Source organism: Cupriavidus cauae (genome assembly GCF_026210475.1).
In the GTDB taxonomy this organism is placed as follows: Bacteria; Pseudomonadota; Gammaproteobacteria; order Burkholderiales; family Burkholderiaceae; genus Cupriavidus; species Cupriavidus cauae.
Map to the genome: position 1 here is coordinate 2,618,988 of NZ_CP080293.1, position 25,203 is coordinate 2,644,190.

The 25,203-nt window shown below is 65.5% G+C and carries 27 protein-coding genes and 1 pseudogene; 12 read left to right on the forward strand and 16 right to left on the reverse strand.

What is annotated here, in order from left to right; genetic code table 11:
* Window positions 1-726: 726 nt before the first annotated feature.
* Both KZ686_RS11715 and KZ686_RS11720 read left to right on the forward strand, forming a co-directional pair.
* Window positions 727-1,092 carry an alpha/beta fold hydrolase gene (locus tag KZ686_RS11715; RefSeq protein ID WP_407648487.1) on the forward strand — a complete coding sequence of 122 codons (366 nt, stop codon included), beginning with the start codon at window positions 727-729 and terminating at the stop codon, window positions 1,090-1,092.
* A gap of 150 nt (window positions 1,093-1,242) precedes the next feature.
* A complete protein-coding gene (locus tag KZ686_RS11720) occupies window positions 1,243-1,605 on the forward strand; it encodes a hypothetical protein (protein ID WP_265632458.1) in 363 nt (120 codons plus the stop codon).
* A gap of 313 nt (window positions 1,606-1,918) precedes the next feature.
* Here the strand turns inward: KZ686_RS11720 and KZ686_RS11725 are convergent, their stop codons facing one another.
* Window positions 1,919-2,494, reverse strand: a complete 576-nt coding sequence (locus tag KZ686_RS11725; RefSeq protein ID WP_265633474.1) for a TetR/AcrR family transcriptional regulator — start codon at window positions 2,492-2,494, stop codon at window positions 1,919-1,921.
* Window positions 2,495-2,691: 197 nt separating this feature from the next.
* Between KZ686_RS11725 and KZ686_RS11730 the strand changes: the two genes are divergently transcribed.
* Window positions 2,692-3,339, forward strand: coding sequence for a glutathione S-transferase (locus KZ686_RS11730; RefSeq protein WP_226109635.1), 648 nt, complete (start codon window positions 2,692-2,694; stop codon window positions 3,337-3,339).
* A gap of 94 nt (window positions 3,340-3,433) precedes the next feature.
* On the opposite strand, the gene KZ686_RS11735 is transcribed toward KZ686_RS11730, so the two are convergent.
* The 7 genes from KZ686_RS11735 to KZ686_RS11765 form a co-directional block, all read right to left on the reverse strand.
* Window positions 3,434-4,438 carry a Bug family tripartite tricarboxylate transporter substrate binding protein gene (locus KZ686_RS11735; RefSeq protein ID WP_226109629.1) on the reverse strand — a complete coding sequence of 335 codons (1,005 nt, stop codon included), beginning with the start codon at window positions 4,436-4,438 and terminating at the stop codon, window positions 3,434-3,436.
* 78 nt (window positions 4,439-4,516) lie between these two features.
* Window positions 4,517-5,356, reverse strand: a complete 840-nt coding sequence (locus KZ686_RS11740; protein ID WP_226109627.1) for an amidohydrolase family protein — start codon at window positions 5,354-5,356, stop codon at window positions 4,517-4,519.
* Window positions 5,349-6,284 carry an SMP-30/gluconolactonase/LRE family protein gene (locus tag KZ686_RS11745; RefSeq protein WP_226109624.1) on the reverse strand — a complete coding sequence of 312 codons (936 nt, stop codon included), beginning with the start codon at window positions 6,282-6,284 and terminating at the stop codon, window positions 5,349-5,351. Before KZ686_RS11745 ends, KZ686_RS11740 begins: the two co-directional genes overlap by 8 nt.
* Before the next feature lie 42 nt (window positions 6,285-6,326).
* On the reverse strand, window positions 6,327-7,271 hold the full coding sequence (locus tag KZ686_RS11750; RefSeq protein WP_226109634.1) for a Bug family tripartite tricarboxylate transporter substrate binding protein: 945 nt from the start codon (window positions 7,269-7,271) through the stop codon (window positions 6,327-6,329).
* 176 nt (window positions 7,272-7,447) lie between these two features.
* Window positions 7,448-8,377, reverse strand: a complete 930-nt coding sequence (locus tag KZ686_RS11755) for a hydroxyacid dehydrogenase (RefSeq protein WP_226109622.1) — start codon at window positions 8,375-8,377, stop codon at window positions 7,448-7,450.
* Window positions 8,377-9,060 carry an RraA family protein gene (locus tag KZ686_RS11760; RefSeq protein WP_226109621.1) on the reverse strand — a complete coding sequence of 228 codons (684 nt, stop codon included), beginning with the start codon at window positions 9,058-9,060 and terminating at the stop codon, window positions 8,377-8,379. Before KZ686_RS11760 ends, KZ686_RS11755 begins: the two co-directional genes overlap by 1 nt.
* 37 nt (window positions 9,061-9,097) lie before the next feature.
* A complete protein-coding gene (locus KZ686_RS11765) occupies window positions 9,098-10,066 on the reverse strand; it encodes a Bug family tripartite tricarboxylate transporter substrate binding protein (RefSeq protein WP_226109619.1) in 969 nt (322 codons plus the stop codon).
* Window positions 10,067-10,158: 92 nt separating this feature from the next.
* Between KZ686_RS11765 and KZ686_RS11770 the strand changes: the two genes are divergently transcribed.
* On the forward strand, window positions 10,159-10,932 hold the full coding sequence (locus KZ686_RS11770; protein WP_226109617.1) for an IclR family transcriptional regulator: 774 nt from the start codon (window positions 10,159-10,161) through the stop codon (window positions 10,930-10,932).
* Window positions 10,933-11,123: 191 nt separating this feature from the next.
* On the opposite strand, the gene KZ686_RS11775 is transcribed toward KZ686_RS11770, so the two are convergent.
* Window positions 11,124-12,359 carry an amidase gene (locus KZ686_RS11775; protein WP_265632459.1) on the reverse strand — a complete coding sequence of 412 codons (1,236 nt, stop codon included), beginning with the start codon at window positions 12,357-12,359 and terminating at the stop codon, window positions 11,124-11,126.
* Window positions 12,360-12,458: 99 nt separating this feature from the next.
* On the opposite strand from KZ686_RS11775, the gene KZ686_RS11780 reads away from it, so the two are divergent.
* Window positions 12,459-13,652 (forward strand): LysR substrate-binding domain-containing protein, encoded by a 1,194-nt coding sequence (locus tag KZ686_RS11780; RefSeq protein WP_265632460.1) that lies wholly within the window; start codon window positions 12,459-12,461, stop codon window positions 13,650-13,652.
* Window positions 13,653-13,663: 11 nt separating this feature from the next.
* Here the strand turns inward: KZ686_RS11780 and KZ686_RS11785 are convergent, their stop codons facing one another.
* Both KZ686_RS11785 and KZ686_RS11790 read right to left on the reverse strand, forming a co-directional pair.
* The gene (locus KZ686_RS11785; protein WP_226109614.1) at window positions 13,664-15,121 is read right to left on the reverse strand and encodes an N-acyl-D-amino-acid deacylase family protein; all 1,458 of its coding nucleotides are present in this window, start codon (window positions 15,119-15,121) and stop codon (window positions 13,664-13,666) included.
* An 11-nt stretch (window positions 15,122-15,132) separates the two neighbouring features.
* Window positions 15,133-16,098: a Bug family tripartite tricarboxylate transporter substrate binding protein gene (locus KZ686_RS11790; protein WP_265632461.1), complete on the reverse strand. Its 966-nt coding sequence runs from the start codon at window positions 16,096-16,098 to the stop codon at window positions 15,133-15,135.
* 371 nt (window positions 16,099-16,469) lie between these two features.
* On the opposite strand from KZ686_RS11790, the gene trpS reads away from it, so the two are divergent.
* The gene (gene trpS, locus KZ686_RS11795) at window positions 16,470-17,486 is read left to right on the forward strand and encodes a tryptophan--tRNA ligase (RefSeq protein WP_265632462.1); all 1,017 of its coding nucleotides are present in this window, start codon (window positions 16,470-16,472) and stop codon (window positions 17,484-17,486) included.
* A 184-nt stretch (window positions 17,487-17,670) separates the two neighbouring features.
* Here trpS and KZ686_RS11800 read toward each other — a convergent pair whose 3' ends face one another.
* The gene (locus KZ686_RS11800) at window positions 17,671-18,051 is read right to left on the reverse strand and encodes a hypothetical protein (protein ID WP_265632463.1); all 381 of its coding nucleotides are present in this window, start codon (window positions 18,049-18,051) and stop codon (window positions 17,671-17,673) included.
* A gap of 168 nt (window positions 18,052-18,219) precedes the next feature.
* Window positions 18,220-18,618 carry a hypothetical protein gene (locus KZ686_RS11805; RefSeq protein WP_149320234.1) on the reverse strand — a complete coding sequence of 133 codons (399 nt, stop codon included), beginning with the start codon at window positions 18,616-18,618 and terminating at the stop codon, window positions 18,220-18,222.
* Between KZ686_RS11805 and KZ686_RS11810 the strand changes: the two genes are divergently transcribed.
* The 5 genes and pseudogenes from KZ686_RS11810 (at window position 18,605) to arsH (ending at window position 21,887) form a co-directional block, all read left to right on the forward strand.
* Window positions 18,605-19,114 (forward strand): hemerythrin domain-containing protein, encoded by a 510-nt coding sequence (locus KZ686_RS11810; RefSeq protein ID WP_265632464.1) that lies wholly within the window; start codon window positions 18,605-18,607, stop codon window positions 19,112-19,114. The genes KZ686_RS11805 and KZ686_RS11810 overlap by 14 nt on opposite strands.
* A 70-nt stretch (window positions 19,115-19,184) precedes the next feature.
* Window positions 19,185-19,511 (forward strand): annotated as a pseudogene (locus KZ686_RS11815) (ArsR/SmtB family transcription factor); the annotation flags it as partial.
* Window positions 19,512-19,576: 65 nt separating this feature from the next.
* Window positions 19,577-20,677 carry an ACR3 family arsenite efflux transporter gene (gene arsB / locus KZ686_RS11820; RefSeq protein ID WP_265632465.1) on the forward strand — a complete coding sequence of 367 codons (1,101 nt, stop codon included), beginning with the start codon at window positions 19,577-19,579 and terminating at the stop codon, window positions 20,675-20,677.
* 20 nt (window positions 20,678-20,697) lie between these two features.
* Window positions 20,698-21,126 (forward strand): arsenate reductase (glutaredoxin), encoded by a 429-nt coding sequence (gene arsC / locus KZ686_RS11825; RefSeq protein ID WP_265632466.1) that lies wholly within the window; start codon window positions 20,698-20,700, stop codon window positions 21,124-21,126.
* Window positions 21,123-21,887 carry an arsenical resistance protein ArsH gene (gene arsH, locus KZ686_RS11830; RefSeq protein ID WP_265632467.1) on the forward strand — a complete coding sequence of 255 codons (765 nt, stop codon included), beginning with the start codon at window positions 21,123-21,125 and terminating at the stop codon, window positions 21,885-21,887. The genes arsC and arsH overlap by 4 nt, the downstream gene beginning before the upstream one ends.
* Before the next feature lie 74 nt (window positions 21,888-21,961).
* Here the strand turns inward: arsH and KZ686_RS11835 are convergent, their stop codons facing one another.
* Genes KZ686_RS11835 through KZ686_RS11845 form a run of 3 tightly spaced genes read right to left on the reverse strand, consistent with a single transcriptional unit; the run spans window position 21,962 to window position 23,559 of the window.
* On the reverse strand, window positions 21,962-22,606 hold the full coding sequence (locus tag KZ686_RS11835) for an HD domain-containing protein (RefSeq protein ID WP_265632468.1): 645 nt from the start codon (window positions 22,604-22,606) through the stop codon (window positions 21,962-21,964).
* Window positions 22,607-22,651: 45 nt separating this feature from the next.
* The gene (locus KZ686_RS11840) at window positions 22,652-23,107 is read right to left on the reverse strand and encodes a carboxymuconolactone decarboxylase family protein (protein WP_149320229.1); all 456 of its coding nucleotides are present in this window, start codon (window positions 23,105-23,107) and stop codon (window positions 22,652-22,654) included.
* Entirely contained in the window at window positions 23,104-23,559 is a 456-nt protein-coding gene (locus KZ686_RS11845) for a cupin domain-containing protein (protein WP_265632469.1), read from the reverse strand. The genes KZ686_RS11840 and KZ686_RS11845 overlap by 4 nt, the downstream gene beginning before the upstream one ends.
* 141 nt (window positions 23,560-23,700) lie before the next feature.
* Between KZ686_RS11845 and pdxR the strand changes: the two genes are divergently transcribed.
* Window positions 23,701-25,116: a MocR-like pyridoxine biosynthesis transcription factor PdxR gene (gene pdxR, locus KZ686_RS11850; protein ID WP_265632470.1), complete on the forward strand. Its 1,416-nt coding sequence runs from the start codon at window positions 23,701-23,703 to the stop codon at window positions 25,114-25,116.
* The last annotated feature ends 87 nt before the right edge of the window (window positions 25,117-25,203 follow it).

Below are 25,203 nucleotides of genomic sequence, written 5' to 3' on the forward strand. Positions count from 1 at the left end.
CCGGTTTTCGCTGCGCAAACGGTCCTTGACTTTGGCAAAATAACCACCAAAATCAAACCGTGCAGCGAGGATACGAAGCGGCTCTGCGCTAACAGAGTGCTTCAGTCAGTTTCAGATAACGAGTTCACTGTTCTCCAAAAAAACCGTGGGGTGACCAACGATGGTCGCCCCCTTTTTTGTGGTCGGCACATAGCGACCGCAATTGGAAATTAATCCAACCCGAATATTTTTCAAGCGACTTTTATTGGCTTGTCACTTGATCTATAACTGGATCAGGCTGGGTGACAATATGGCGGACTAATATATTTATATATGTTTCGCCAATGCTGACATCAGCCCTACTCGGCGTCGCCCGCCAAGTTCGTGACAGGACGCCAAGCACGCCGCCCATCCACTGTGCCTGCAGCACGCCACATAGCGTTACGAAATCACACACGCGGGCTGGGCTTCATTATCGTCCCCGGCCAAGGTCATTAGATTGGCGTCGTTATGTTTTTTTTGGAAACGTCCGCACGGACTTCCCCATTGTGCATGGCATTACGCATTGTTATGTGCTGCCGCACAAAATGCATGCGATTACGCCCGCACAACGCAATATCAACTCGACCACCGGGCTGCGACTAAACAGAAAAGGCAGCACGCACAAATAGGTCTCTACGTAAGTCTGCGGTTATATGGCGATATTTTCCCTTGAGCATGTGCATGCCTTCCTGTTTGAGCACTGTCATGCTGCCCGCCTTTCGTGATCATCGCGCCGGCCTGCGGCTGTGCTTTCCCACGCAGCAGGATGCGCCAACGATGGAGCGATTGCTGGCCAATGCGGCAATGGCTTCGTGGACGATGACACGCGCGACGCCGTCGATGACGGTGGCCGTCGCGGAAGGACTGCCCAAGGCGCAGGTGCCGATCCTGCTGTTGTATGGGGCCAGGGACGCCTTGGTCATGCCCCAACCGGCCATTGCACGTGCCCGGGCGCTCAACCCGCGCGTTCGAGTGAGCCTGTACGATAATTCAGGCCATGCGCCCTTTCTCGAAGAGCCGCAGCGATTCACCCGCGATCTGGCGGGCTTTGTCTCCGCGGCAAATCGCTAGCCGGGCCAGGTCGAACGCGAGGAGAACCCGAACAGGTCGCCGGAAGAAGTCCTCGGCGCCCTTCCGGCAAAGGGACTCGAACAGATCGCCACGCACGAGAACAAGGCTGCCGCGTATCTGACGCAGACCGTTTCCGAGTTCTCCTTCGATGTGGAGCGGCTGGCCGAACTGTGCGTCACCCTGCTGATCGGCACCATGCTGACGCGGGCAACGTTCAGCGTTCCGGCCCTGGGTACCGCCCTGCTGCTCATCCTGCTGATCCGCCCGCTCTCCCTCTATTTGTCCACGATCGGCATGCGCTTGCGGCCGGCGCAACGCCGGCTCACCGCATGGTTCGGCATTCGCGGCATCGGCTCCCTGTACTACCTGGCCTATTCGCTGGCACATGCACCCGATATGGCCCATGCCGACCTGCTGCTTCAGATCACCCTGTGCACGGTCGTGGTGTCCATCGTGCTGCATGGTTCGACCGCTACACCGCTGATGGCAAGGTACCAGCGGGTCCGGCAGTGACCGCCCGGCGGTCGGCGCCTGGCGCGCCTGTCGCGGCGCCTCAACGCCAACGACAGGAGGTCCGCGACGTGGCCGACGCGCTATCGGCCGGCCGGTGGCTCCGCTCGCACGAATTTCAGTACGGCCTGCGCTACCTCCGACAGACTCTCTCGAGCACGAAGTGACCAGCGCCGGAAATTGTCAGGCGTACCAACTCTGTGGCCATCCCGGAATGAGAAGGATCGGATCGCCCTTTGCCTCCGTTCCGCCTTCCACGTAATGCAGCCTGGCCAGTGTCTGCAGCCGATCGGAGTTCGTCCGGCTTGGCGGCTTGCTAGGCCGGCAAAAGGCCGGCCTTCCGATAGCTTTCGATCAGCGAGTCGTAGACCGAGATGTCGGACTGGCTCCTGGCAATGAGCTGGGCGCCGGCGATCGCGGCAAAGATCGCGCGAGCCCGCGCTCGCCCTTCCTTGCCCGAGGCCACGCCTGCCGCGGCCAGCACCTTGGTCAGCCAGGCAATATTGACGTCGACAAAGGTCCGGACCTCCTTCCTGACCACCTCGGGCAGATCGTCGGTTTCCGCGGCCATGAAGCTGCACAGGCAGATGCGATTGCTGCTCTGTAGCGCCTTGCGGAACATGTCGGGATAACGATGCAGGCTGTCCAGCGGGCTCTTCGATTTGGCCAGCGAGGCGTCCAGGTGCGCCGCCGCGGTTTCCCAATAGCGCCGGGCTACCGCCGCGCCGAGATCGGCCTTGCTGTCGAAATGGTGGTAGATGCTGGCAGCCCGGATGCCGACCGCCTCGGCCAGATCGCGAAAATTCAGTCCGCCGTAGCCATGGGCCTGCGCAATGGAGGTGGCTGCCGCAAGGATTTTCTCTCTGGAGTTCTGTCTCGCGTCACTGGTCATGGCTTCCACCTCTGGGACCGGAATGGATGTTGACACCCCGTATTGTACCTTGTACGTTTACCCTAACGAACGTTAGGTAGGCTAACGAATCAAATAAACGTACATGACGATCGCCCTGGTTCCGTTCCACTTCCACCGACCGAGGAACTACACGAATGAACGCCAATGGCAGTGTCCAGACAATCCAGCCGCCCACCATGACGATCCATGACTTTCCGACCGGGCCCTATCCAACCCGCGTCCGCATCGCGCTGGCGGAAAAGAACCTGCAATCGCGCGTGCGATTCGTCACGGTCGATCTCTACAAGGGCGAGCACAAGGACCCCGAATTTCTCGCCAACAAGAACTATTCCGGCACGCTGCCGGTGCTCGAATTGGAGGATGGAACCTGCATTGCGGAATGCACGGCCATTACCGAGTATCTCGACGCGCTGGACGGCGCGCCGATACTCACCGGTCGCACCGCGCGGGAAAAAGGCGTGATCCACATGATGAGCAAGCGCGCCGAACTGGAGCTGCTCGATCCCATCAGTGTCTATTTCCACCACGGCACGCCGGGATTGGGTCCCAAGGTTGAGATCTATCAGAACCCGGAGTGGGGAGCGCGGCAACGCGACAAGGCACTGCGAGGCATGCGGTACTTCGATGCCGTTCTGCGTCAACAACCGCATGTCGCCGGCGAATCGTTTTCGATGGCCGATATCACAGTCATCGGGGGATTGATCTTTGCGTCGCTGGTGAAGCTGCCGGTGCCCGCGGAATGCGCGGCCCTTGCAGCCTGGTACCGGCGAATGCTCGAGCGCGACAGCGTAAGGCACCAACCGGTGTTTCGAGCGAGGGCTTAGATCGACAGGCACATCTCGTCGAAACGATGCATGAAGCGCCTTGCCAGGCCAAACGCTCGGGGCGTAACGATGAAGCCGGGGGCCTCTTTTCGCCCTACTCCAGCACGATGCCCCCTGCTTTACCGACGCGCGTCCACTTCGCAATGTCTTCTTTCTGTAAATCGGCAAGCGCCTGGGCCGCACCACCCGCCGGTTTGATCCCCAAGCCGTCGAACTGAGCCCGTACCTCCGGGTCGTTCAACGCGCGGTTGATCTCGGCATTGAGTTTCTGGATCACCGCTGTCGGGGTACCCGCGGGGGCAAAAATGCCCTGCCACTGTTCGGCCTCGAAGCCAGGCACACCGGCCTCTGCCATCGTTGGAACGTTCGGAAAGCCCGGAACCCGTGCCTTCGTGGCGACGGCAAGCGCCCGCAGCTTGCCGGCTTTTACGAGCGGCAGGATCGGCGCGGTGGGCGCAAACATGAAGTCGACATGGCCCGCCATGACGTCCTGAATCGCGGGAACGTCCCCTTTGTAAGGTACGTGGGTCATGCGTATGCCTTGCTGCTGCTGCAGCAATTCCGCAGACATCTGAAGGATGGTGCCGGTACCACCGGAGCCGTAGCTCAGTTTGCCCGGCTCGCGCTTTGCCGCCGCCAGCAGACCACGGACGTCGCGATAGGGACTATTTGCCCCGACGACCAGAACACTCGGAATGGTTCCAACCAGAACCACCGGCGCAAACGATTTGACCGCGTCGTAGGTCGGCTTGGGATTCAATGCAGGGTTGATGGCGTGGGATGCCGTGGACGCGCCGAGCAGCGTGTATCCATCGGGCGCAGCCCGGGCGACGAATGCGGAACCGATGGCGCCGGTAGCGCCTGGCTTGTTTTCGACCACCACTGTTGTATGCAGGGCTTGTCCCAGCTTCTGGGCGATCAGCCGGGCCACGATATCGGTAGTGCCACCGGGGGGATACGGGACGACGTAGGTGATGGGCCTGTTCGGCCAGTCCGACTGCGCCGTCGCTGCGACAGGCGCCCCGGCGGCGACGGCGGTCAGCGCCACGATGAGGGCGCACAAGGGGTTACCACGGAAGTGGGAAAACAGTTGGGGCATCAGGTATCTCCATATGTTTATGTTGTCGATTTGCAGACTGGCCTTGGCTCGTCGCGCCGCGGTGCGAGCGCCCGAGGACTATCCGTCGTCGAAGCCGTAAAGCGCCTTGGGGTTGTGGACCAGCACCTGCCGGGCCACCGCATCGCTGGCGCACCATTCGCGAAAAAGCGCGAGCATGCTGCGATCATCGATGGGATCGCCACCCGCAGCCTGCACGGTGGGATGCGGCCAGTCGGAGCCCCACACCATGCGATCGGGCGCCAGGCGCGTGTATCGCGATGCCAGTCGCGCCGCGTCCCGGTATGCCGGCGGCCCGTCGAGGGTTTCGATGTAGGGTGCGGACAGCTTGACCCATGCCTTGCCGCACTGAACTAGGTCCGCGATCACGGCATACCCCTTCTCTCCTTCGGGCCTGCCGAATGGAAGATGTCCGTAGTGGTCGAAAACCACGGCGACAGGGAGGGCGCGGAGGGTCGCCGCGATGTCGGTAAGCCAGCCGGCGGGGATATTGAGTTGAACGTGCCAGCCCAGCGGAGCGATGCGGGCGGCAAGTCCGGGCAGCGCAGAAAGGTCGAGCGGGCCCGGCATGGTGAGGTTGAAGCGGATGCCGCGAATGCCGGCACGATGAAGTGTGTCGAGCTCCGTCTCGCCAACATCTGGACCAACGACTGCAACGCCACGCGCCTCACCGCCCAATTGCGCGATTGCATCGAGCGTGCAGGCATTGTCGAGCCCGTAGGTGGACGGCGTTACCACCACGGTGCGCGTGGTTCCCTGGCGCCGCTGCACGGCACGGTACGCCGATACGGTGGCATCGGGCGGCAGCAGCGTCGCGCCCGGCGCTGCCGGATAGCGGCTGTCATAGACATGCATATGGCAGTCACACGCGTTGGCGAACACCGCGTCCGGCTCACGCACGGTATTCCCCTGCCCTGCCGCCATGAACCGGAGCGCCCGATTCCGGCATGTCGATACGCAATATGCTGCTGCCGGTGGATTCCGTGATGAACAGCGTCTTCCCATCCTCCCCACCGAAACAGAGGTTGGTCACCGAGGCTCCAGCAGGGCCGCGGATGATCTCGATCGGTTCGGCGCGCGCGTTCAACACCCAGACATAGCCGAGGCCCGGGTTGGCGACAAGGAGATGACCATCGGCGCGCATGGCCAGGCCGTCGGGCCCGCTCGGCCCGTAGCTCGTAAAGAACTGCCCTACCTTGCTGACGGAGCCATCGTCCTGCAGCGGCACCCGCCAGACGCAATTGCCCCGGGTCATGGCCACGAAGAGCACCTTCTCGTCCGGCGACAGTACCAAGCCGTTCGGGCTCGGAGCGTTTGCGATCAGCACATCGAGGCGGCCATCCGGTGTCAGCCGGTAAACCCGCCCGGTGGGATCGTGCATGCCGGTCTGCCCCTGGTCGGTGAAGTAAAGGTTGCCGCGGGCGTCGAAGGTCAGGTCGTTCAGTCCGCGAAACCGCTCGCTGTTCCGGCGCTCCAGCCAAGGCCGCACCGTACCGGTCCGCGCGTCCAGCACCATCAACCCGTTGCGGTAGTCGGTGATCAGGAATTGGTCGCCGGACAGCCGCTTCATGCCGTTGGGTTCTCCGTCATACTCGGCAACCAGCTCCCATTCTCCTGTAGCAGAGATGCGGAATATCCGTCCGAAAGGAATGTCGGACACCCATAGGTGGCCATCTGCCCATACCGGCCCCTCAAGGAACGCATCGATACGCGCGCCACCGCGATTGGCGCGCGCCCAGTCCGTATCCACATGACGACGGCGCAAGGCATCCGGCATCATCGTGAAGACTTCGGCGTCCCGCAGCGCGGGCGGTTGCAACAGATACATGGGTTCGACTCCTGGTTTGGATGCGCCTGGATCTTGCTTGGACTATTGCTTTTCGATGTTGGCCTTCTGTGCCACCGATGCCCACTGTGCCGTTTCACGCTGGATCAGTTGCGCAAAGCCATGGCTGTCCAGCTTCCCTGGCTGCGATCCCATGTTCTCGAGGAAGGCTTTCACATCGGGCGACTCCAACGCCTTCTTGACGGCTTGCTGGAGCTTCTGGACCACGTCCGGTGGCGTTCCCTTCGGCGCCGCGAGTCCGGACCAGTTGAAGAGAGAGAAGTTGGGAACGCCGCCTTCCGCGAATGTCGGTGCGTCCGGCAGCGCCGCAACCCGCTCCTTGCCGCTGATGCCAAGCAAACGCATTTGCTTGCCCTTGACCTGTGACAGCACACTGGGCGTCGACAGCACCAGCAGGTCGACGCTGCCCGACAGCAAGCCCACAACGGCATCGCCTGCCCCCTTGTAAGGAACATGCATCAACTCGATGCCCGCTGCTTGCTGGAACGCCTCCGTGGCGAAGTGAGGCGCGCTGCCGGGTCCACCGGTCCCGAACGTGACCTTGCCGGGATTGGACTTGGCATAGGCAACCAGCGAAGCCAGGTCCTTGAAACGCGAGTCGGCCTTGACGCCCAGAACGACCGGTGAAAAGGCGAAGGGAGCGATGGGAATCAGCGCCGACGCATGGTCCCAGTTGAGCTTCTTGAAGACATAGGGCAGCGTCGTGTAGGAATTATCGTTCGCAAGCAAGGTATAGCCGTCGGCTGGCGCATTGACGACCACACTCGTGCCAATGGTTCCCGACGCACCGGGCTTGTTTTCGACGACGAAGCTCTGGCCCAACTGGATAGACAGCTGTTGCGCGACCTTGCGCGTCACCACGTCTACCGCACCGCCCGGCGGGTTCGGCACGACGATGCGGACAGGCTTGTCAGGATAGGCTGCAACGGCCGACTGGCTCGTCATCGCAAACGCCAGTGCGCCGACCATCGTCGCAACAAGGGATTGAACGGTGTTCACTGCGGTCTCCTATGGCAGCGGTCGGCTCACTGCCCCTCGTAAACGGGGCTGCATGCGGGGCAGCATGCGCGCCGCGGCAATTGATTCGAAGGCAATTCGGAAGCGCGTCTATGCAGAGCACAGCGCGCATATCGGAGGGCGGCGGCTCAGGCGACGCTCGCGCTCTCCAGCACGGCCAGTACGTTCCTCGCGGCGCCCAAGCCCATGTTCACGTAGGCTGCGTCACTGACACCGCCAATGTGCGGCGACAGGATCAGGTTCGGCACGTCGCGGAACGGATGAGGCGAAGGGAGCGGTTCGTTCTCGAAGCTGTCCAGGCCAGCGGCATACAGCTTTCCGCTGCGCATGGCGTCGACGAGAGCAGCTTCGTCGATGAGGCCGCCCCGGGCCGTGTTCACCAGGATGGCGCCGTCCTTGAAGGATGCAATCGTTTCGCGGTTCAGCAGGCGCCGGTTCTCGTCGGTCAGCGGGCAATGCAGGGACACCACGTCCGCGTCGCGGAACAGTTGCGTCAGCTCCACCAGCTGAACTCCCTCGGGGACGGCGCTGGCAAACGGATCGAAGCCCAGGACGCGCATGCCCATTGCCCGGCCGATGACGGCAACGCGCCGGCCGATCTCGCCCAGGCCAACGACGCCCAGCGTGCGGCCTGACAGTTCGATGGCCTTGTGAGTGGCCTTGTCCCAGTGGCCGGCCCGCATGCGGTCGTCCAGTTGCGGGACCGATTTGGCGCAGGCCAGAATCAGGGCCCACGCGTGTTCCGCCACAGCCGCCGCATTTGCGCCCACTGCCGCCTTGACGGCGATACCGCGCGCTGCGGCGGCCTTCTGGTCAATGACGTCGATACCGCTGCCGTGCTTGGAGATGACCTTCAACGCCGGGGCAGCATCCATGATCTCCGGGCCGACCTTGCCGTATCGAACAATGATCGCCACGGGATTGTGCTGCTTTGCCAGGGCAATGAGGTCATCGGGCTGCGGCGTCTTGCCGGCAAAGATCACTTCATAGTCGCGCAGCAGCGCCACGGCCTGGGGTGCGAGGTCGGCAGCCGTAACCAGAATGCTGGGCCGGGACATCAGAGCACCTCACCGTCTTTGATCACGCCGGCGGTGACAAGCGAGGCAAGCAGCCACGGCGCGTTGGTATTGCCCTCGCGAATCTGGGCGATGCGGCGCGCCTCGGCCTCCTCCTTGTGGGCAGCCAGCGGCAACAACGCTTCGATCTTCTCGCGCTCGACCGCGACCACGCCATCGGCGTCGCCGCAGATATAGTCGCCTGGCTTGATCGTCACGCCCCCTACCGAAACCGGGTGGCCGAGGCGGCCGCCCGCTTCCTTGGTGGGACCGTTCGGGTTGGTACCGACGGAGAACACGGGAAAGCCGAGTTCTTCAATCTCGAGGCTGTCGCGCACGGCCCCGTCCATCACCACGCCCGCCAGGCCACGCTGTCGCGCCGCATTCATCATGATGGCCCCCATCAGGGCCGACGTTTGATCGCCCTTCCCGTCGATGACCAGCACATCGCCCGGCTGCGCCAGTGCCAGCGCGGCATGGATCATCAGGTTGTCGCCCGGGCGGACTTCCACGGTGAAGGCCGGTCCAGCCACCTTCATGTTTGGCCGCAGGGCCTTGATACGGCCATGCAAGGCACCACGACGGCCGGCAACGTCGGCCAGGATGGCAGGCTGGAATTTGGCGGCGCGGGCGACGAGGTCAGCGGGCACACGTTCGAACGATTTGACGATATTGGGCAAGCTCATGATGTGGCTCAGAAAGACGGGAAGGAATGGAGTGGAGTCAGTCCAGCTTGGTGCCGGACGCCTTGATGACCGCCGACCAGCGCGTGATGTCCTGTCTGATCAACGCGCCGAATTGATCGGGCGTACCCGCCAGTACGGTGGCGCCCTGGTCGTTCAGTTTTTTGGCCAGTTCCGGCACCTTCAGGGCCTTGTTGAACTCGGCGTTCAAGCGCATCACGATGTCCGTGGGCGTGCCGGCGGGCGCGACAAAGCCGAACCATGTCGCGGCGTCAAAGCCCTTGACGCCGGATTCGGCGAAGGTGGGCACCTGAGGCAGGTCCGACACCCGGGCAGCAGAGGACACCGCCAGAGCCCGCAACTTGCCGCTGCGGATATGGCCGAGCAGGCTGGGGACGGACGCCATATAGAGGTCGACCTGTCCCCCGATAAGGTCATTGACCGCCTGCGCGGCGCCCTTGTAAGGAATGTGGGTCAGCTGGAGCGCAGCCGTGCGCTGAAATTGCTCGCCAGCCAAATGCGCGACGGTGCCGTTCCCCGGCGAGGCGAAGTTGATGGTCCCGGGCTTGGCACGGCCGGCTGTGATGACGTCCGCGAGCGATTTGTAGGGCGACGACACTGACGTCGCGAGAACGAGCGGCGCGCTCGCCACCATGCCGACGGGGACCAGATGCTTGAGCGGGTCGTACGGCAGACGTGGGTACAGCGTGGGATTGATGGCCAGATTGCTCGTCTGGCCCATGCCGATCGTGTAGCCGTCAGGGGTGGCCTTTGCGACCGCGTCGATACCGAGATTGCCGCCGGAGCCCGGCTTGTTCTCGATGACGAAGGTCCATCCCGTCGACAGTGCCACCCGATTGGTGACTTCCCGCGCAATGATGTCGGTACCGCCGCCGGCGGGGAACGGAACCAGGACGCGGATGGGCTTGGCCGGGTATGGGGAAGCGGCAAAGGCGAGGGGTGCAGCCGCCATGCAGATGACGGCTGACAAACGGCGTAGGGGATGCATGGGTGTCTCCACAGTGTTGTTGTGGAGCGGATTGTTGTGCATCGTTTCAAGCCGTACAATGCCGTTTCACACCACGCAACTCGTTTCAAAGCATGAACCAGGAAAACGGCCCAACATCCGCCCGCTCGCGCGGCGACGAAGGCAGTGGGGGCGTCATCGCCGTCAAACGGGCACTCCAGGTGTTGGGCGCATTCGATGTGACCGACCCCGAACTCTCGCTCGCGGACATCAGCCGGCGCACAGGCATCCACAAGACCACCGTGCTGCGTCTTGCGAGGACGCTCGCCACGTTCAACTACCTGGTGCAGAAGGAAGACGGAAACTGGCGGCTCGGACGGGCCGCGGGTTGGCTGGGCGCCTGCTATCAGGCCACCTTCAACGTGCAGGAAGTCGTGGAACCCACGTTGCGCGAGCTTTCCATCAAGACTGGCGAAAGCGCGTCCTTCTATGTGCGCGAGGGTCAGGAGAGAACGTGTCTGCTGCGCGTCGAAGGTCCGCAAGCCATCCGTCATCATGTGCGGATAGGTGCGACGCTGCCGCTGGACAGTGGCGCGCCGGGTCGCGTCATCCTGGCTTTTTCCGGCGCATCGGGAGAGCCGTACGAACTGATCCGCCAACGCGGCTTTCATCTGTCCATGGGCGAGCGCGAGCCGGAAGTCTCGAGTGTGGCAGCGCCCGTTTTTGGGCTGCATTGGCGCTTGCTGGGCTCGATGTGCATATCGGGTCCAACCGCTCGCCTTGGAGAAGCCCGCCTTCTCGAGTTGGCGCAGACGGTTGTGGAAGCAGCGAACCGGCTGTCCTATGCCATGGCAGGAAGTCAGTGGCCGGAGGCACGCATGGAGCGGCCTTCGACCTGGCATCCGTGACGATTGACGACCAAGCGGCCGCGTGAAGGACCGCCCAGGTAGCGGTCCGCGCCGATACAACCAGTGAGATCCTGGATTCCCGCCTTCAGGAACGGCGCTTCAAACAGGATGCGCGGGTTGGCGCCGCGCGGCGAGGCGCAAACGCGTTCCTCCAGCCGTTGTTGTTCGCAGGAGCCCTGACCAGTCGGCCGCTACCCCAACCCCGGCGCACGACGATGCCCCGTCGCCGCCTCGTAGTCGCGCGCGATGCCGAGCAATAGGCGTTCGTCGCCAGGGCGGCCCAGCAAGGACAGTCCCGCAGGCACGCCGGACTCGGTCCAGCCCATCGGCACACTGATCTCCGGAAAACCGGCGGCGCTCGCCATGTGCATCGGCGCCAGAGGATTGGAAACCCGGCAGCGGTAGCTGGGGTCGTCCAGATCGAAGCGCGGCGACGCCGGGCACGCCAGCGTGGGAAAAATCAGCGCGGCGCAGCCGTTGGCCTGCATCAGGCCGGCAAGCGCGGCGCCGAACGCGCGGGCCGCGGACAGGCCCGGGCGTGCGGGCTCGTCGCGAGTTTCCACCGCATGGCGCAGCGCGGCGATCGTCAGCGGGTTCGGCGAGCGCCCTGCTCCATCGCCCAATCCATCGCCCAATCCATCGCCAATTTGCGCATCGATGCGCGCCAATAGCGCTGCGGCATCCCTCGGGCAAGACGACGGCATCGCCGCCAGATAGCGGTCGAGCTGCACCGCCCATTCGCTGCGCGCGATATCGCCCAGCACCCGCTCGTACAGATGCCGCGCATCGGCGGGCAGCGCGACCGGCACGGTCTGCGCACCGGCGTCGGCCAGATCCATGCACGCTCGCGAAAACAGCGCATCGATCTCGTCATTGCCACCGTTGAAGTCCATCACGATGCCAAGGCGGCGACCGGCAACACCTTCCATCGGGCTATCGATGCCCGCCCCCGGCGCCAGCGCCGCGAGCACCAGCGCCGCGTCGTCCACCGTGCGCGCCAGCGGCCCGACGGTATCGAAGGACTGCGCCAGGGGCAGCACGCCGTCCGCCTCGAGCAAGCCGTGGGTCGGCCTGAGCCCGACCAGGGCATGCACACAGGCGGGGCCGCGCACCGAGCCGAATGAATCGGTGCCGAGTCCGAACACCGCGAAACCGGCCGCCACCGCCGCCCCCGTGCCGCTGCTGGACCCGCTGGCATTGCGGGAGAGCCGGTAAGGATTCAAGGTCAGGCCGCTGGCCGAGCTGTAGCCGAAGCGCCCATTGGACGCGGCGAGCTCCGACATATTGGCCTTGGCCAGCACGATCGCACCCGCGGCGCGCAACCGCGTCACGACCGGCGCGTCGGCGGCGGGCATCGCGTCGCGCAGCGCGGCGCAACCGGCCGTGGTCGGCAATCCGACCGTGTCGATATTGTCCTTGACCACCATCGGGATGCCGTGCAGCGGGCCCTCGCCCCCCGCAGCCGGCGTTCGCGGTCGAGCCGCACCGCGTCATGCAGCGCATCGGGATGCAACTGGCTGACCGCGTTGATCGACGGCCCGGAACGGTCGAACGCCTCGATGCGCGCCAGATGCCCCGCCACCAGCGCTTCAGCCGTCAACGTGCCGGCATCCATGCGGCGCGCCAGTTCGGCGATCGGCAGTTCGAACACATCGCATGCCGGCGCGAGCTTGCCAGGGGACGCCGGCGCAGCCAGCGGGTTCGTGTCGTCAGTCATCGTGTTACTTTCGCTCACGGAATACATGAACGACAATGGCGCACGCAGTGCCCGCGGCCACCGCACCGAGTCCCGCCGACCGCCCGAGGATGTCCCGATGAAAAGCACCACCAGCCGGAACCTGCCCGCCCTTGCCAACCTGGTGGCGCTCGAAGCCACCGTGCGCAAGGGAAGCCTGACCGAGGCGGCCGAGGAACTGTGCCTGACGCAGAGCGCCGTCAGCAAGCAATTGACGGAACTGGAGACCTTTCTCGGCGTGCGGCTGCTGGATCGGCGCAAGGGGGGCGTCGTCGCGACGGCGACCGGCGTGGAATACCTGAAGCGCGTCAGGCAGGCACTGAATCTCCTCGAGGAAGCCACGCTGGAAGTCCTCACCGGCCGCGCATCCGGCGGCCGCCTCGATGTGTCGGTGCCGGTCTCGCTGGGGAATATCTGGCTGCTGCCACGCATGCTGCAATTTGCCAAGCAGCATCCGCAGATCCAGCTCAACATCACGACCAAAGTCGGTCCGGTCGACCTGCTCCACAGCGGCCTGGACGCCGCCATCATGTACTGCGGCGGGCCGCCGCCGGGACACTTCGGCGTCGAAGTCATGCCGCTCGAGCTGTTCCCCGTATGCGCCCCGGACAGGCTGCCGCGCCGCGGTACGCTGTCCCAGGCGCTGCGGCACCTGCCCCTGCTCCATCAACAGACGGCGCTGGACGCGTGGCCGGCCTATCTCGCACAGATTGGCGCCAAGGTGGCAAGGCCCGGCGACGGGCCACGCTACGGCCTGCTGACCATGGGCCTGCAGGCCGCCATCAGCGGCATGGGCGTGGCGCTGCTGCCCGACTATGTCGCCGGCGACGATCTTCGGGCCGGCCGGCTGGTGCGGCTGTCCGACACGAGCTATCTGTCGCCGAAGTCGTATTACTTCGTCTGCCTCGAAGAGAAGCGCGCCAACCCGACGCTGGTGACCTTCGTCGACTGGCTGCTGCAAACCGCCAATGCCGACGCAGGCTGACTGGCATGGGCTCATGCCGGCGTGCGTGACCTGACGAGGGTCGACGTCACGAAGCGTCCGGGCCGGTTGCCCGTCGGCGTGCCGCCGCGCAGCGTAGCCTGTCCGGCAACGAACACGTCGCGCACGCCGACCGAGGGCTGTGTTGGCGCATCGAAGGTGGCGCAATCGCGGATGGTCGCCGGGTCGAACACCGTGATGTCGGCGACCTTGCCCACGGCCAGATGCCCTCTTCCCTCGAGCCCGAAGCGCTGCGCCGGCAGGCCCGTCATCTTGTGGACAGCCCGCTCGAGCGGGAACAGGCCCAGCTCGCGCGAGTACAGGCCCAGCACGCGCGGAAAAGTGCCCCACAGGCGAGGATGCGGCGTTTCGTCCGACGGAATGCCGTCGGAGCCGATCATCGTGTCCGGGTAGCCGAGGATGTCCCGCACATCGTCCTCGTCCATGATGAAGTACACCGCGCCGCCCGGCAGCAAGGCCTGCGCCACCTCGCGCCGCGAGCGCTGCCATTCCTGCGCCAGATCTTCCAGATAGCGGCCGGCCGCTTCCGGATGCGAGGCCGACCACGTGATCAGGATCCGGTCGCACTGGTCCACCCGTTCCGGACGCAGCATGGTGGACGACGCCGCATACGGATAGCAGTCCATGCAAAGCGGCATGGTGCGCGAGAGCTCCCGCACCTGCGCCAGCGTCTCCCGGCTGCGGCCGTGGTTGCGCTTGCCGACCAGCTTGTGGTGCGAAATCACAGTCGGCACATTGAGCGCCTTGCCCAGGCGCGCAGTCTCGTCGATCGCCTCGGCGACCTTGTCGCTTTCATCGCGCATATGCGAGACCAGCACGCCCCCCAGCCGCTGCATCGGCTCGCACATGCGCAGGATTTCCTCCTCCGGTGCTGCTGCCGAGGGAGGATAGAAGGTACCGGTGGAGACGCCGATGGCGCCTTCCAGCAGGGCCTGCTCCACGTCGCGCCGCATGCTGTCGATCTCGCCGTCGCTGGCCGGGCGTCCGAGCTGCGCGACGCGGCGCGCGCGCAGCGTCGATTGCCCGACGAGCACCGATACGTTCACGGTGGCGGGCCTGGCGGCGAATGCGTCGCGGTAGGCCCGCACGGACTCGAACACGAAGCCGCCGCGCATGATGTCGAGCGGCGCGGGCGGGATGGTATCGGTCACGAGCGGGAACAGGCTGATGCCGCAGTTGCCCGCGATGATGGTGGTGACCCCCTGCGTCACCTTGGGCAGCATCTGCGGGGACTGGAACACCATCCAGTCGTCGTGCGTATGGGTGTCGATGAATCCTGGCGTGACAACCATGCCGGTGGCATCGACGACCTCATCGGCCGTGGCATCCGGACCGATGCCGATGGCGGCGATCACGCCGTCGCGCACCGCCACGTCGGCAGCGCGCCGCGGCGCGCCGCTGCCGTCGATCAGGTCGCCGTGGCGGATGATCAGATCGAAATGAGATGGCATGCGCTTCGCCCTCAATCGACCTTGGCGCCGCTCTTGCGCACCAGCTCGCCGAACTTCACGGTTTCGGACGTCACCAGCGCCTGGAAATCGCGCGGCGATCCGCCCAGCGGCTCAAAGGAAAGCCGGTCCAGCTGCGCACGGAAGCCGGGGTCGCGGATCACCGCGTTGACCTCGCGATTGAGCCGGTCCACCACCTCCGCCGGCATGCCGGGTGCGCCGACCAGCCCGGCCCACGCGGTCAATTCGTAGCCCTTGATCCCGGCTTCATCCATGGTTGGCACCTGCGGGAAATGCGGCGAGCGCCGGGTCGATGTCACGGCCAGCGCGCGGACTTTGTTGCTGCTGACGTAGGGCCCGATCGACGGCACGTTGTCGAACATCAGCTGCACGTTGTTGCCGACCAGATCCTGCAGCGCAGGGGTGCTTCCCTTGTACGGCACGTGCTCGATATTGAGATGGGCCAGCGTCTTGAACAGCTCGCCGCCTAGATGGCTGGTCGTGCCGTTGCCGGCGGAGCCCATCGACAGCTTGCCGGGATTGGCCTGCGCGTACGCGATCAGTTCGCGCACCGACTTGACCGGCAGCGCGTTGTTGACCGCCAGGATGTTGAAGGTGGTCGCCAGCCCCACGATGGGTACCAGCTTGTCCGGGTCGTACGGCAGCCGGCTATAGAGGAACCGGTTGGTCGCCAGCGTCGCGTTGTTGCCATAGGCGATCGTGTAGCCATCGGCGGGTGCCTGCAGCAATGCCTGCATGCCGATGTTGCCGCCGGCGCCGGGCCGGTTCTCCACCACGATGGCCTGGCCCAGCCGTTTGGACAACGCATCGCCGAACAGCCGCGCCACGATGTCGGGCGCGCCTCCGGCCGCCGTGGGCACGATCAGCTTGATCGGCTTTTCCGGCCACGCCGCCTGTGCCGACGGCATGGCCATGCCGATCGCGCCCGCCACCAATATCCATGCCAATGCCTGTTTCACGGTGCTCCTCCCCATCGCTGCGGTTCAATGATGAAGCCAGTATGGAGGACCGCGCCGCGCGCGGCGTGAAGATTTTTCGGCGATGTATTCCAGCGTGGAATGTATCGCCGGCGGATCGCCCCGGTCCGGCGCGTCCGCTCTGCGGCATGTTCAGGCGCAATGCACCCCGAGCCCATGCGCTATACTCGCCCCCATGGATACGAAGCCCAACTCGCCGACCCGGCAATATTGGTGGCGCGCCTGACCCAGGCGGCCCGTTTCCACACGCACCTCGAAAACGCGATGCCGCCAGCCTCCTGGCGGCATTTTCGTTTCTGCGCACAGTGGCTGGTGGTGTCGATAACCGGAACAGATCACCGGAACACCATCCCATGACGCACGCCACCCAACCCATCATCCTGACCGGCGACCGCACCACCGGTCCCCTTCACCTCGGCCACTACATCGGCTCGCTGCGCTCGCGCGTGCAGCTGCAACACGAAGCGAAGCAATTCCTGCTGCTGGCCGATACGCAGGCCATGACCGACAACGTCGGCCGCCATCAGAAGGTCACCGAGAACGTCCTCGAGGTCGCGCTCGACTATCTCGCCGTCGGTATCGACCCGGACAAGTCGACGATCTTCATCCAGTCGCAGGTGCCCGAGCTGGCGGAACTGACGCAATACCTGCTGAACCTGGTGACGGTCTCGCGCCTGGAGCGCAATCCGACCATCAAGGAAGAAATCCGGCTGCGCGGATTCGAGCGCGACATCCCGGCTGGCTTTCTGACCTATCCGGTGAGCCAGGCCGCCGATATCACGGCGTTCAAGGCGACGCTGGTGCCGGTCGGGGACGACCAGCAGCCGATGATCGAGCAGACCAACGAGCTGGTGCGCCGCTTCAACCTGACGGTCGGGCGCGAGGTGCTGGTCGAATGCGAAGCGGTGCTGTCACACGTGCCGCGCCTGCCTGGCATCGACGGCAAGGCGAAGATGAGCAAGTCGCTCGGCAACGCGATCTCGCTCGGCGCCACGCCGGACGAGATCTCGAAGGCGGTCCACGAGATGTACACCGACCCGAACCATCTGCGCGTCAGCGACCCGGGCCAGGTGGAGGGTAATGTCGTGTTCATGTTCCTCGATGCCTTCGAACCGGACACGGCGGCCGTGGACGAGCTCAAGGCCCACTATCGCCGTGGCGGCCTCGGCGACAGCGTCGTCAAGCGCCGGCTCAACGAGCGCTTGCAGGCGCTGATCGCGCCGATTCGCGAGCGGCGCCTGCAGTTCGAGCGCGACCGCGCCGGCGTGCTCGAGATCCTGCGGCAAGGAACGATGCGCGCGCGGGAAGCCGCGGGCGCGACGCTGAGCGAGGTCAAGGGCGCGCTGGGGCTGAACTACTTCGGCAGCTGACCGCGGCGCCAGCCGGACCGTCATGCCGACAGCGCCGTCGCGGATCGGATGCGCCGGCCCGCTGGCGCGTATCCTGGGGATCGCCGGCGGCGCGCATGGCGCGAGCGTCGATCCAAAGACCGTGCACTTGGCCGCCTGCGCAGCCCACGTCCTCGCATTGAGAGACTGCGGCGACCACACCCGATCAGCGTGGGGAATCGTCGGCGGAAACGGCGGAAAGCAGCCGCACGGCCGTCTCCTCGTCGATGTCGAGGCGATACTTCGTGGCCAGGTAGTGCGCCAGATGGGCAATGCGCGCCGGCGTGCTTTGCCCGGCTTGCAGTTGCGCCCGGTAGGCCTCCACCTCGCAGGCCTGCCGGTACGCCTTCGACAGCAGATAGCGCGGCCCGTGCGTGAGCGGCCGGCGCCAGAACTGGCGCACGTGAACCAGTTCATGCGCGATCAGCCCGGCCGATACGCCGGGTCGAAGCAGCACGATCGGGCCAAGGCTGATGCCGTCGAAATGCCGCGGGACAAACCAGCGGCTTTCCAGCAGCAGGCACCGGGGGTTGCGCAACGCCTTCATCGGGATCGGGAAAGTACGGTAATACGGCCAGCCTTGGAGAATGGAGCCTTGCGCTGATGTGCCGATTCGCTGTGGTCGCAACGACGGCGGCGCGAGCGCCCCACAATGTCGCAGATAGACATTGCAGCTGCCGCCAAAGTTCGAGGCCCGGCCCCCGCGCCGGCTCGATCAGCCTTGCGGACCCGACCCCGAATCGTGATCCAGCACGTCCCGGATCAAGGCACGCCCCTTCGGCGGCGCGGCCAGATAGGCCAGATAGAGCGAGGCGGCCAGGGCCACTCCTGCCACGGCAAAGGCGATAAACGTCGTACCGGCAATACCGAGTTTTCCGTCGGACATATTGGTCTCCCGTGAAGGTGTCAAAGGCAATGGAATGGACCGGAATCCAATCACGCCAAGCAAGCCTTGCGCCATCGCGGGAAATGCGGTGACATCGGCTCCACGAGCCGGATCTGGCGCCAGACCGCGATAAAGGGCGGTAAAGATTGCCGGCCGCCCCAAAAAATGGCGCTCGATCACGAGGGCCAGCGGACCGCGCGATAATGGGCACGCCATGTTGCCCAACACGCCCACCATTCCTTCCTTTGAATCCCCGATCGAACTGCTGACCGCCTGCCACGACAAGGTCCGCCGTTTTGCCTCGCTGTGCGGCCGCCTCGCCGAACACACCGCCCGGCATGGCGCCGACGACCAGGCGCGCACCGCGGCGGCCGGCATCGTGCGGTACTTCACGATTGCCGCGCCCTTGCATCACGAGGATGAAGAAGCGGACCTGTTCCCCGCCCTGCGCGCGCTCGGCGACGAGACGCTGACGGCCGCGATGCAGGGTCTGGAGGACGACCACGACACGCTCGATGCGCTGTGGGAGCAGGCCCGGCCATGGCTGGAGGCGGTGCAGCAGGGCTCCGCCGACGCCCCGCCGGAAGCCCTCGCGCAGTTCGCCGCGCACTACCTGCGACATGTCGAGCGCGAGGAGCGCGAGGTCTTTCCCTTCGCGACCCGCCTGCCCGAGCCGACCTTGCGGGCCATCGGCCAACGGATGGCGCAGCGCCGCGGGGCCTGAAGCACCTCGTTCCTTCGAGCCGCATATCACACCGCTTGCCACAATTCCATGTTTCTAATATATTCGAAACATGGAAACCGATACCGCCCTCGAAGCCCTGTCCGCCCTCGCCCATTCCGTTCGGCTGGCCGTCTTCCGCATGCTCGTCCAGGCCGGCCCGGAGGGCCTGCCGGCGGGGCGGATTGCCGAACTGATGGAAATGCCGGCCTCGTCGCTGTCCTTCCACCTGAAGGAGCTGCATCGCGCCGGCCTGCTCCGCAGCCGCCAGGACGGCCGCTCGATTATCTATATGGCCCGCTTCGAGACCATGAACGCATTGCTCGGCTATCTGACGGAGAACTGCTGCGGCGGCAATCCGTGCTCCCCTGTGTCCGGTTGTACCACCGGATCCGAGTCGTCCCGACGCAATGCGAACCGGAAGGAAACACGCGCGATCGGCGAGCAGGCGGTGGAGCCCAAGGCATGACGGCGGCGGAACAGACCGCGAAACAAGCGGCGAAACAAGCGGCCAAACAAGCAACACCGATTTCGCCGGCCGGCGGCATCGGTTTCTTCGAGCGCTATCTGACCATCTGGGTCGCGTTGTGCATCGTGGCCGGGATCCTGCTCGGCCAGTGGTTTCCTGGCGTCTTCCAGGCAATCGGCGCGATGGAAGTCGCGCAGGTCAATCTGCCGGTCGGGCTGCTGATCTGGGTGATGATCATCCCGATGCTGATCAAGATCGACTTTGGCGCGATGGGCCAGGTCGCGGGCCACTGGCGCGGCATCGGCGTGACGCTGTTCGTCAACTGGCTGGTCAAGCCGTTCTCGATGGCGCTGCTGGCGTGGATCTTCGTTCGGCATGTCTTTGCGCCCTGGTTGCCGGCCGAACAGCTGGACAGCTATGTGGCGGGCCTGATCCTGCTGGCGGCGGCGCCCTGCACCGCGATGGTTTTCGTCTGGTCGCAGCTGTGCAAGGGCGATCCGTATTTCACGCTGTCCCAGGTCGCTGTCAACGACGCCATCATGGTGGTAGCGTTCGCGCCGGTGGTCGGGCTGCTGCTCGGGCTGTCGTCGATCACGGTGCCATGGGACACGCTGATCGTCTCGGTGGTGCTGTACATCGTCATCCCGGTTGTGATCGCCCAGGCCATCCGCAAGTTGTTGCTGGCGCGCGGCGAAGCGACGTATCGGCGCGTAACCGGCGCGCTGGGCCCGTATTCGATCGCCGCGCTGCTGGCGACGCTGGTGCTGCTGTTCGGCTTCCAGGGCAATGCGATCGTCGAGCAGCCGCTGATCATCCTGCTGCTGGCGGTGCCGATCCTGATCCAGGTCGTGCTGAACTCGGGCCTGGCCTATTTCCTGAACCGCAAGCTGGGCGTGGCGCATTGCGTCGCCGGCCCGTCCGCGCTGATCGGCGCCAGCAACTTCTTCGAGCTGGCCGTCGCCACGGCGATCAGCCTGTTCGGCTTCGAATCCGGCGCGGCGCTGGCCACCGTGGTGGGCGTGCTGATCGAGGTGCCGATCATGCTGCTGGTGGTCGGCGTGGTCAATCGCTCGCAACGTTGGTACGAAGCCTCCTGAAACCCGTCATACCCGCCGTCATGTCCACTGTCACGATCTACCACAACCCCGCCTGCGGCACGTCCCGCAACACGCTGGCGATGATTCGCAACGCCGGCATCGAACCGACGGTCATCGAGTACCTGAAGACGCCGCCGACTCGCGGCGAGCTCGAAGGCATGATCCGGCAGGCCGGCTTGCGCGTGCGCGAAGCGATTCGCGAGAAAGGCACGCCCTATGCCGAGCTGGGCCTCGACGACCCGTCGCTGACCGATGACCAGCTGCTCGACGCGATGATGGCGCATCCGATCCTGATCAACCGCCCGTTCGTCGTCACCGCGCTCGGCGTGCGGCTGTGCCGGCCGTCGGAGGTGGTTCTGGACATCCTGCCCGCGCCGCAGCAAGGCCCGTTTGCCAAGGAGGATGGCGAGCTCGTCATCGACGCCGACGGCCGGAGGGTCTCGCGATGAGCGACGACCTGCCCAACCTGATTCCGTCGCTGCTCGACGTCCCCGATCCGCACAAGCTGGAGCCGGCGAAGACCAGCACCCACCCGCCCCGCATCCTGCTGCTCTACGGCTCGCTGCGCCCGACCTCGTACAGCCGGCTGCTGACGCTGGAGGCCGAACGCATCCTCAAACGCCTCGGCGCGGAAACGCGCGTGTTCGATCCGCACGAACTGCCGATCGCCGACAGCGTGCCGGCGGACCACCCCAAGGTGGCCGAGCTGCGCAAATTGTCGGAATGGTCCGAGGGACAGGTCTGGTGCAGCCCGGAGCGGCACGGCACGCTCACTGCCGTCTTCAAGAACCAGATCGACTGGCTGCCGCTGGAGAGCGGCGGCATTCGGCCGACCCAAGGCCGCACGCTGGCGGTGATGCAGGTCTGCGGCGGCTCGCAGTCGTTCAACGCGGTCAATGCGCTGCGCGTGCTGGGCCGCTGGATGCGGATGATCACGATCCCGAACCAGTCGTCGGTACCGAAGGCGTATCAGGAATTCGACGCGAATGGCCGCATGAAGCCGTCGTCGTATTACGACCGCGTGGTCGACGTGATGGAGGAACTGGTCAAGTTCACGCTGCTGACGCGCGACCGCTCGGACTACCTGACCGACCGCTACAGCGAGCGCAAGGAGTCCGCGCCGCCGGTAGCGACGACGCTGACCGCCGCGGCAATGCGCCACGAGCAGGACGCCAAGGTCGGCGACACCGACGACGGCGAGGTCGAATAGAGGCGGCGCGGTCCCGGCCGGGCCGCCGCGCCTTGGGGCCACGCCGCGCGCCATGCGCGGCGTCGGCACCTGTTTCAGTCCGGCCAGCGCGAGGCGAGGATGATGCTGCAGAGGTCGGCGCGCTTGAAGTTCGGATCCTTGAACGCGAGCACATCGTCGTTGAAGGTGCCGAAGGTGGTGTCGGGCCGGTGCTTCATGCCCTCGTAGAAGGCATCGATGATGCCGTGCTTGAAGTCGTGGCCGCGCGGATGGGCGGCGATCACGGCTTGGCGCTCGTCGTCGCCGAGGTCCTGATAGCCGCGCCCGGCCACGTCCATTCCCGCCCCGGCCTGGATCAGCGCGATCTCCGGATGCATGTGTTCCGGAATGCCCGGCGTCGTATGCAAGGCAATGGCGGCCCACACCGTCGCGATATCGCTCTCGGCCACGCCGCGGCTGCGCAGGAAGTCGCGCGCGGCATTGGCGCCGTCGACCTCGAAGCGCAGCTGACTCTGCTGATAGCGAGAGGTCAGCCCCAGATCGTGGAACATCGACGCGATGTACAGCAGCTCCGGATCGAAACGCAGCTGCCGCCGGCGTCCGAGCAGACTGCCCCAGAAATAGACGCAAACGGAGTGGTGATACAGCAGGTCGCTCTCGGTATCGCGGATCAGCTCGGTGGCCTCGCGGGCCAGCTTGCTGTCGGGAATCGTGATGCCTGCAATGACGTCGGTGGCCATGGCGGTACTCCTCGGGGATAGGCCAGAAATGGCTCGATAAAACAACTACTGCGCCAGCGCGGCCTGCGGCGTATTGCGGAAGCTGATCGCCATGCGGTTGTACAGGTTCATCACGCCGATCGCGATGGTCAGGTCGACCAGCTCCCGTTCGTCGAACACCGCCCTCGCCGCCTGGTAGTCGGCGTCCGGCACGCCGGTCTGCGCCACGCGCGTCACGGATTCGGCCCACGCCAGCGCGGCGCGCTCGCGCTCGTCGAACAGATCGCCGGCCTCGGCCCAGGCCTGGACCAGCGCGAGCTTTTCGACCTTCACGCCCTTCTTCAGCAGGTCGCGGGTATGCATGTCGAGGCAGTAGGCGCAATTGTTGATCTGCGACACGCGCAGGTAGACCAGGTCGACCAGCACCGGCGACAGGTTGGACTGCATCACGTAGCCGTAGGCGCCGCCCAGGGCCTTCATGCCGGCGGGCGCAATCTGGTTGTAGTCGAGACGTTTGCTCATTGCATGGACTCCTTCTTCGCGGAGGAATGGACAGGGGTGGTCAGTTCCTTGTCGTCGGTGTCGACGACGAACACGGCCAGCAGCTTGGCCGGCTTGGTGGCGCTGGCATTGCGGCTGACCGGATGGCGCGAGCCCGGCGACTCGCTGAAGCTCTCGCCGGCACGGTAGACGCGTTTCGGCCCGTCGTTGACTTGCGACTCGATGGCGCCCGAGACGACGTAGCCGTAGATGAAGGCGGATTTCGCATGCACATGCGAGGGCGAGGCGGCGCCGGGCGCGTAGTCGACCACGACGGCAACCAGCGACTTGCCCGGAATGTTGGGGATCGGTTGATTGAAATTGGGGGTGACCTTCTCCCCGGCTGCGTGGCCGAAGGCCGGCATGGCCCAGGCGATGGCGGCGGCGGCATAAGTGGCGGCGCAGGCGACGCCAATCCCGGATCGAATGTTCATGAGGCTCTCCAGATGGGTGTTCCCATTCTGGTCTTGCGCTGGTACAAATAAAAGAACCAAGAATCATCGATTTTTATGTACCAGGCCGGCCAGCGTTAACGTGCCGGTGCCCGTGCCCGATGACCACACCATGACCCAGCCATGACGCAGCGCCTGCAACTCTCCCTGGACCGGACCGCCCGGACGCCGCTGGCCGAACAGATCCGCTGCGGCATCACCACCGCCATCGAAAACGGCGTGCTGGCACCCGGCGCGCGGCTGCCGTCCTGGCAGGACCTTGCCACCCAGCTCGGCGTCGCGCGCGGCACCGTCAAGACAGCCTATGAAAAGCTGGCCGATGCGCAGCTGGTCGTGGCATCGCGCGCCAACGGCACCCGGGTCGCCGAACGTCCCGCGCTGCGCGCCGGCGCCGACGAGCGGCCCGATCCCGGCTCGTTCATGGACCGGTATCTCGAATTCATGGCCGGGCCGGCCATCTTCCAGATGGGCGTGCCCGCGCAGGAGAGCCTGCCCGCCAGGCTGTTCTCGCGGGTGCGCGCCCACGCGGCCCGCGCGGAACTCGGCGCCGCCTCGCTCTATCCCGACCCGCGCGGCGAGCCGGCGCTGCGGCGCGAAATCGCTGCCTACCTCGCCATCGCGCGTGGCATCCAGTGTTCGCCGTCGCAGATCCTGATCACCGGCGGATTCGCCGGCGGGCTTGGGCTGGCCTTGCGGGCGCTCGGCCCGGACGGGCGCAAGGTATGGACCGAGGACCCCGGCTTTCCGTACACGCGGCGCGGGCTGGAACTGGCGGGGTTGGCGCCGGTGCCGGTGCCGGTGGACGCCGACGGTCTCGATGTCGACTACGGCCTGAGGCACGCCCCCGATGCGGCACTGGTCGTGCTGACGCCCGGGCAACAGGCTCCGCTCGGCGGCACGCTGTCGCTGCCGCGGCGCCTGCAGCTGCTCGATTGGGCCGCGGCGCAAGGCGCCTGGGTCATCGAAGACGACTACCTCAGCGAGCTGCGGCTCGAGGGCCGGGCGGCGCCCGCCCTCGCCTCGCTGGACCGCGCCGGACGCGTGATCCATATCGGCTCCTTCAGCAAGACCATCAGCCCGGCGCTGCGCCTGGGCTTCGTGGTCGTGCCCCCATCGCTGGTGTCCCGGTTTGCCGAGATGGCGGCGTGCCTCGCGCCCGCCCCGGCCCCGTCGATCCAGGTCGCCACCGCCGAGTTCATGCACGATGGCCATTACCTGCGGCACCTGCGGCGCACCAAGCGGCTCTATGCGTCGCAGCGCGATGGGCTGCTGGCCTGCCTGCGTCCGCGCGTCGGCGCGGCGGCGGATCCGACCGGGCTGGCGGTGCTGCTGCGGCTGCCGGACGGCACCGACGACGTGTCGATCGTGAAGGAAACGGCGAGCTTCGGCATCGCGCCCTCGCCGCTGTCGGTCTGGTATGCGTCCGCCGCGGGCGCGAAGTCCGGATTGTTGCTCGGCATTGCGACCGCGCCGCCGATGCAGGTGGCGGCGTCCTGCGATCGCCTGCTCGAGGTCGTGGAGCGCTTCCGGCCGAGATAGTGCGACGGCGACCCGGTGACGGCGACCCGGCGACGGCGACCCGGCGACGGCGAATTGGCGACGGCGATTTGGCGACGGCCGCCAAGC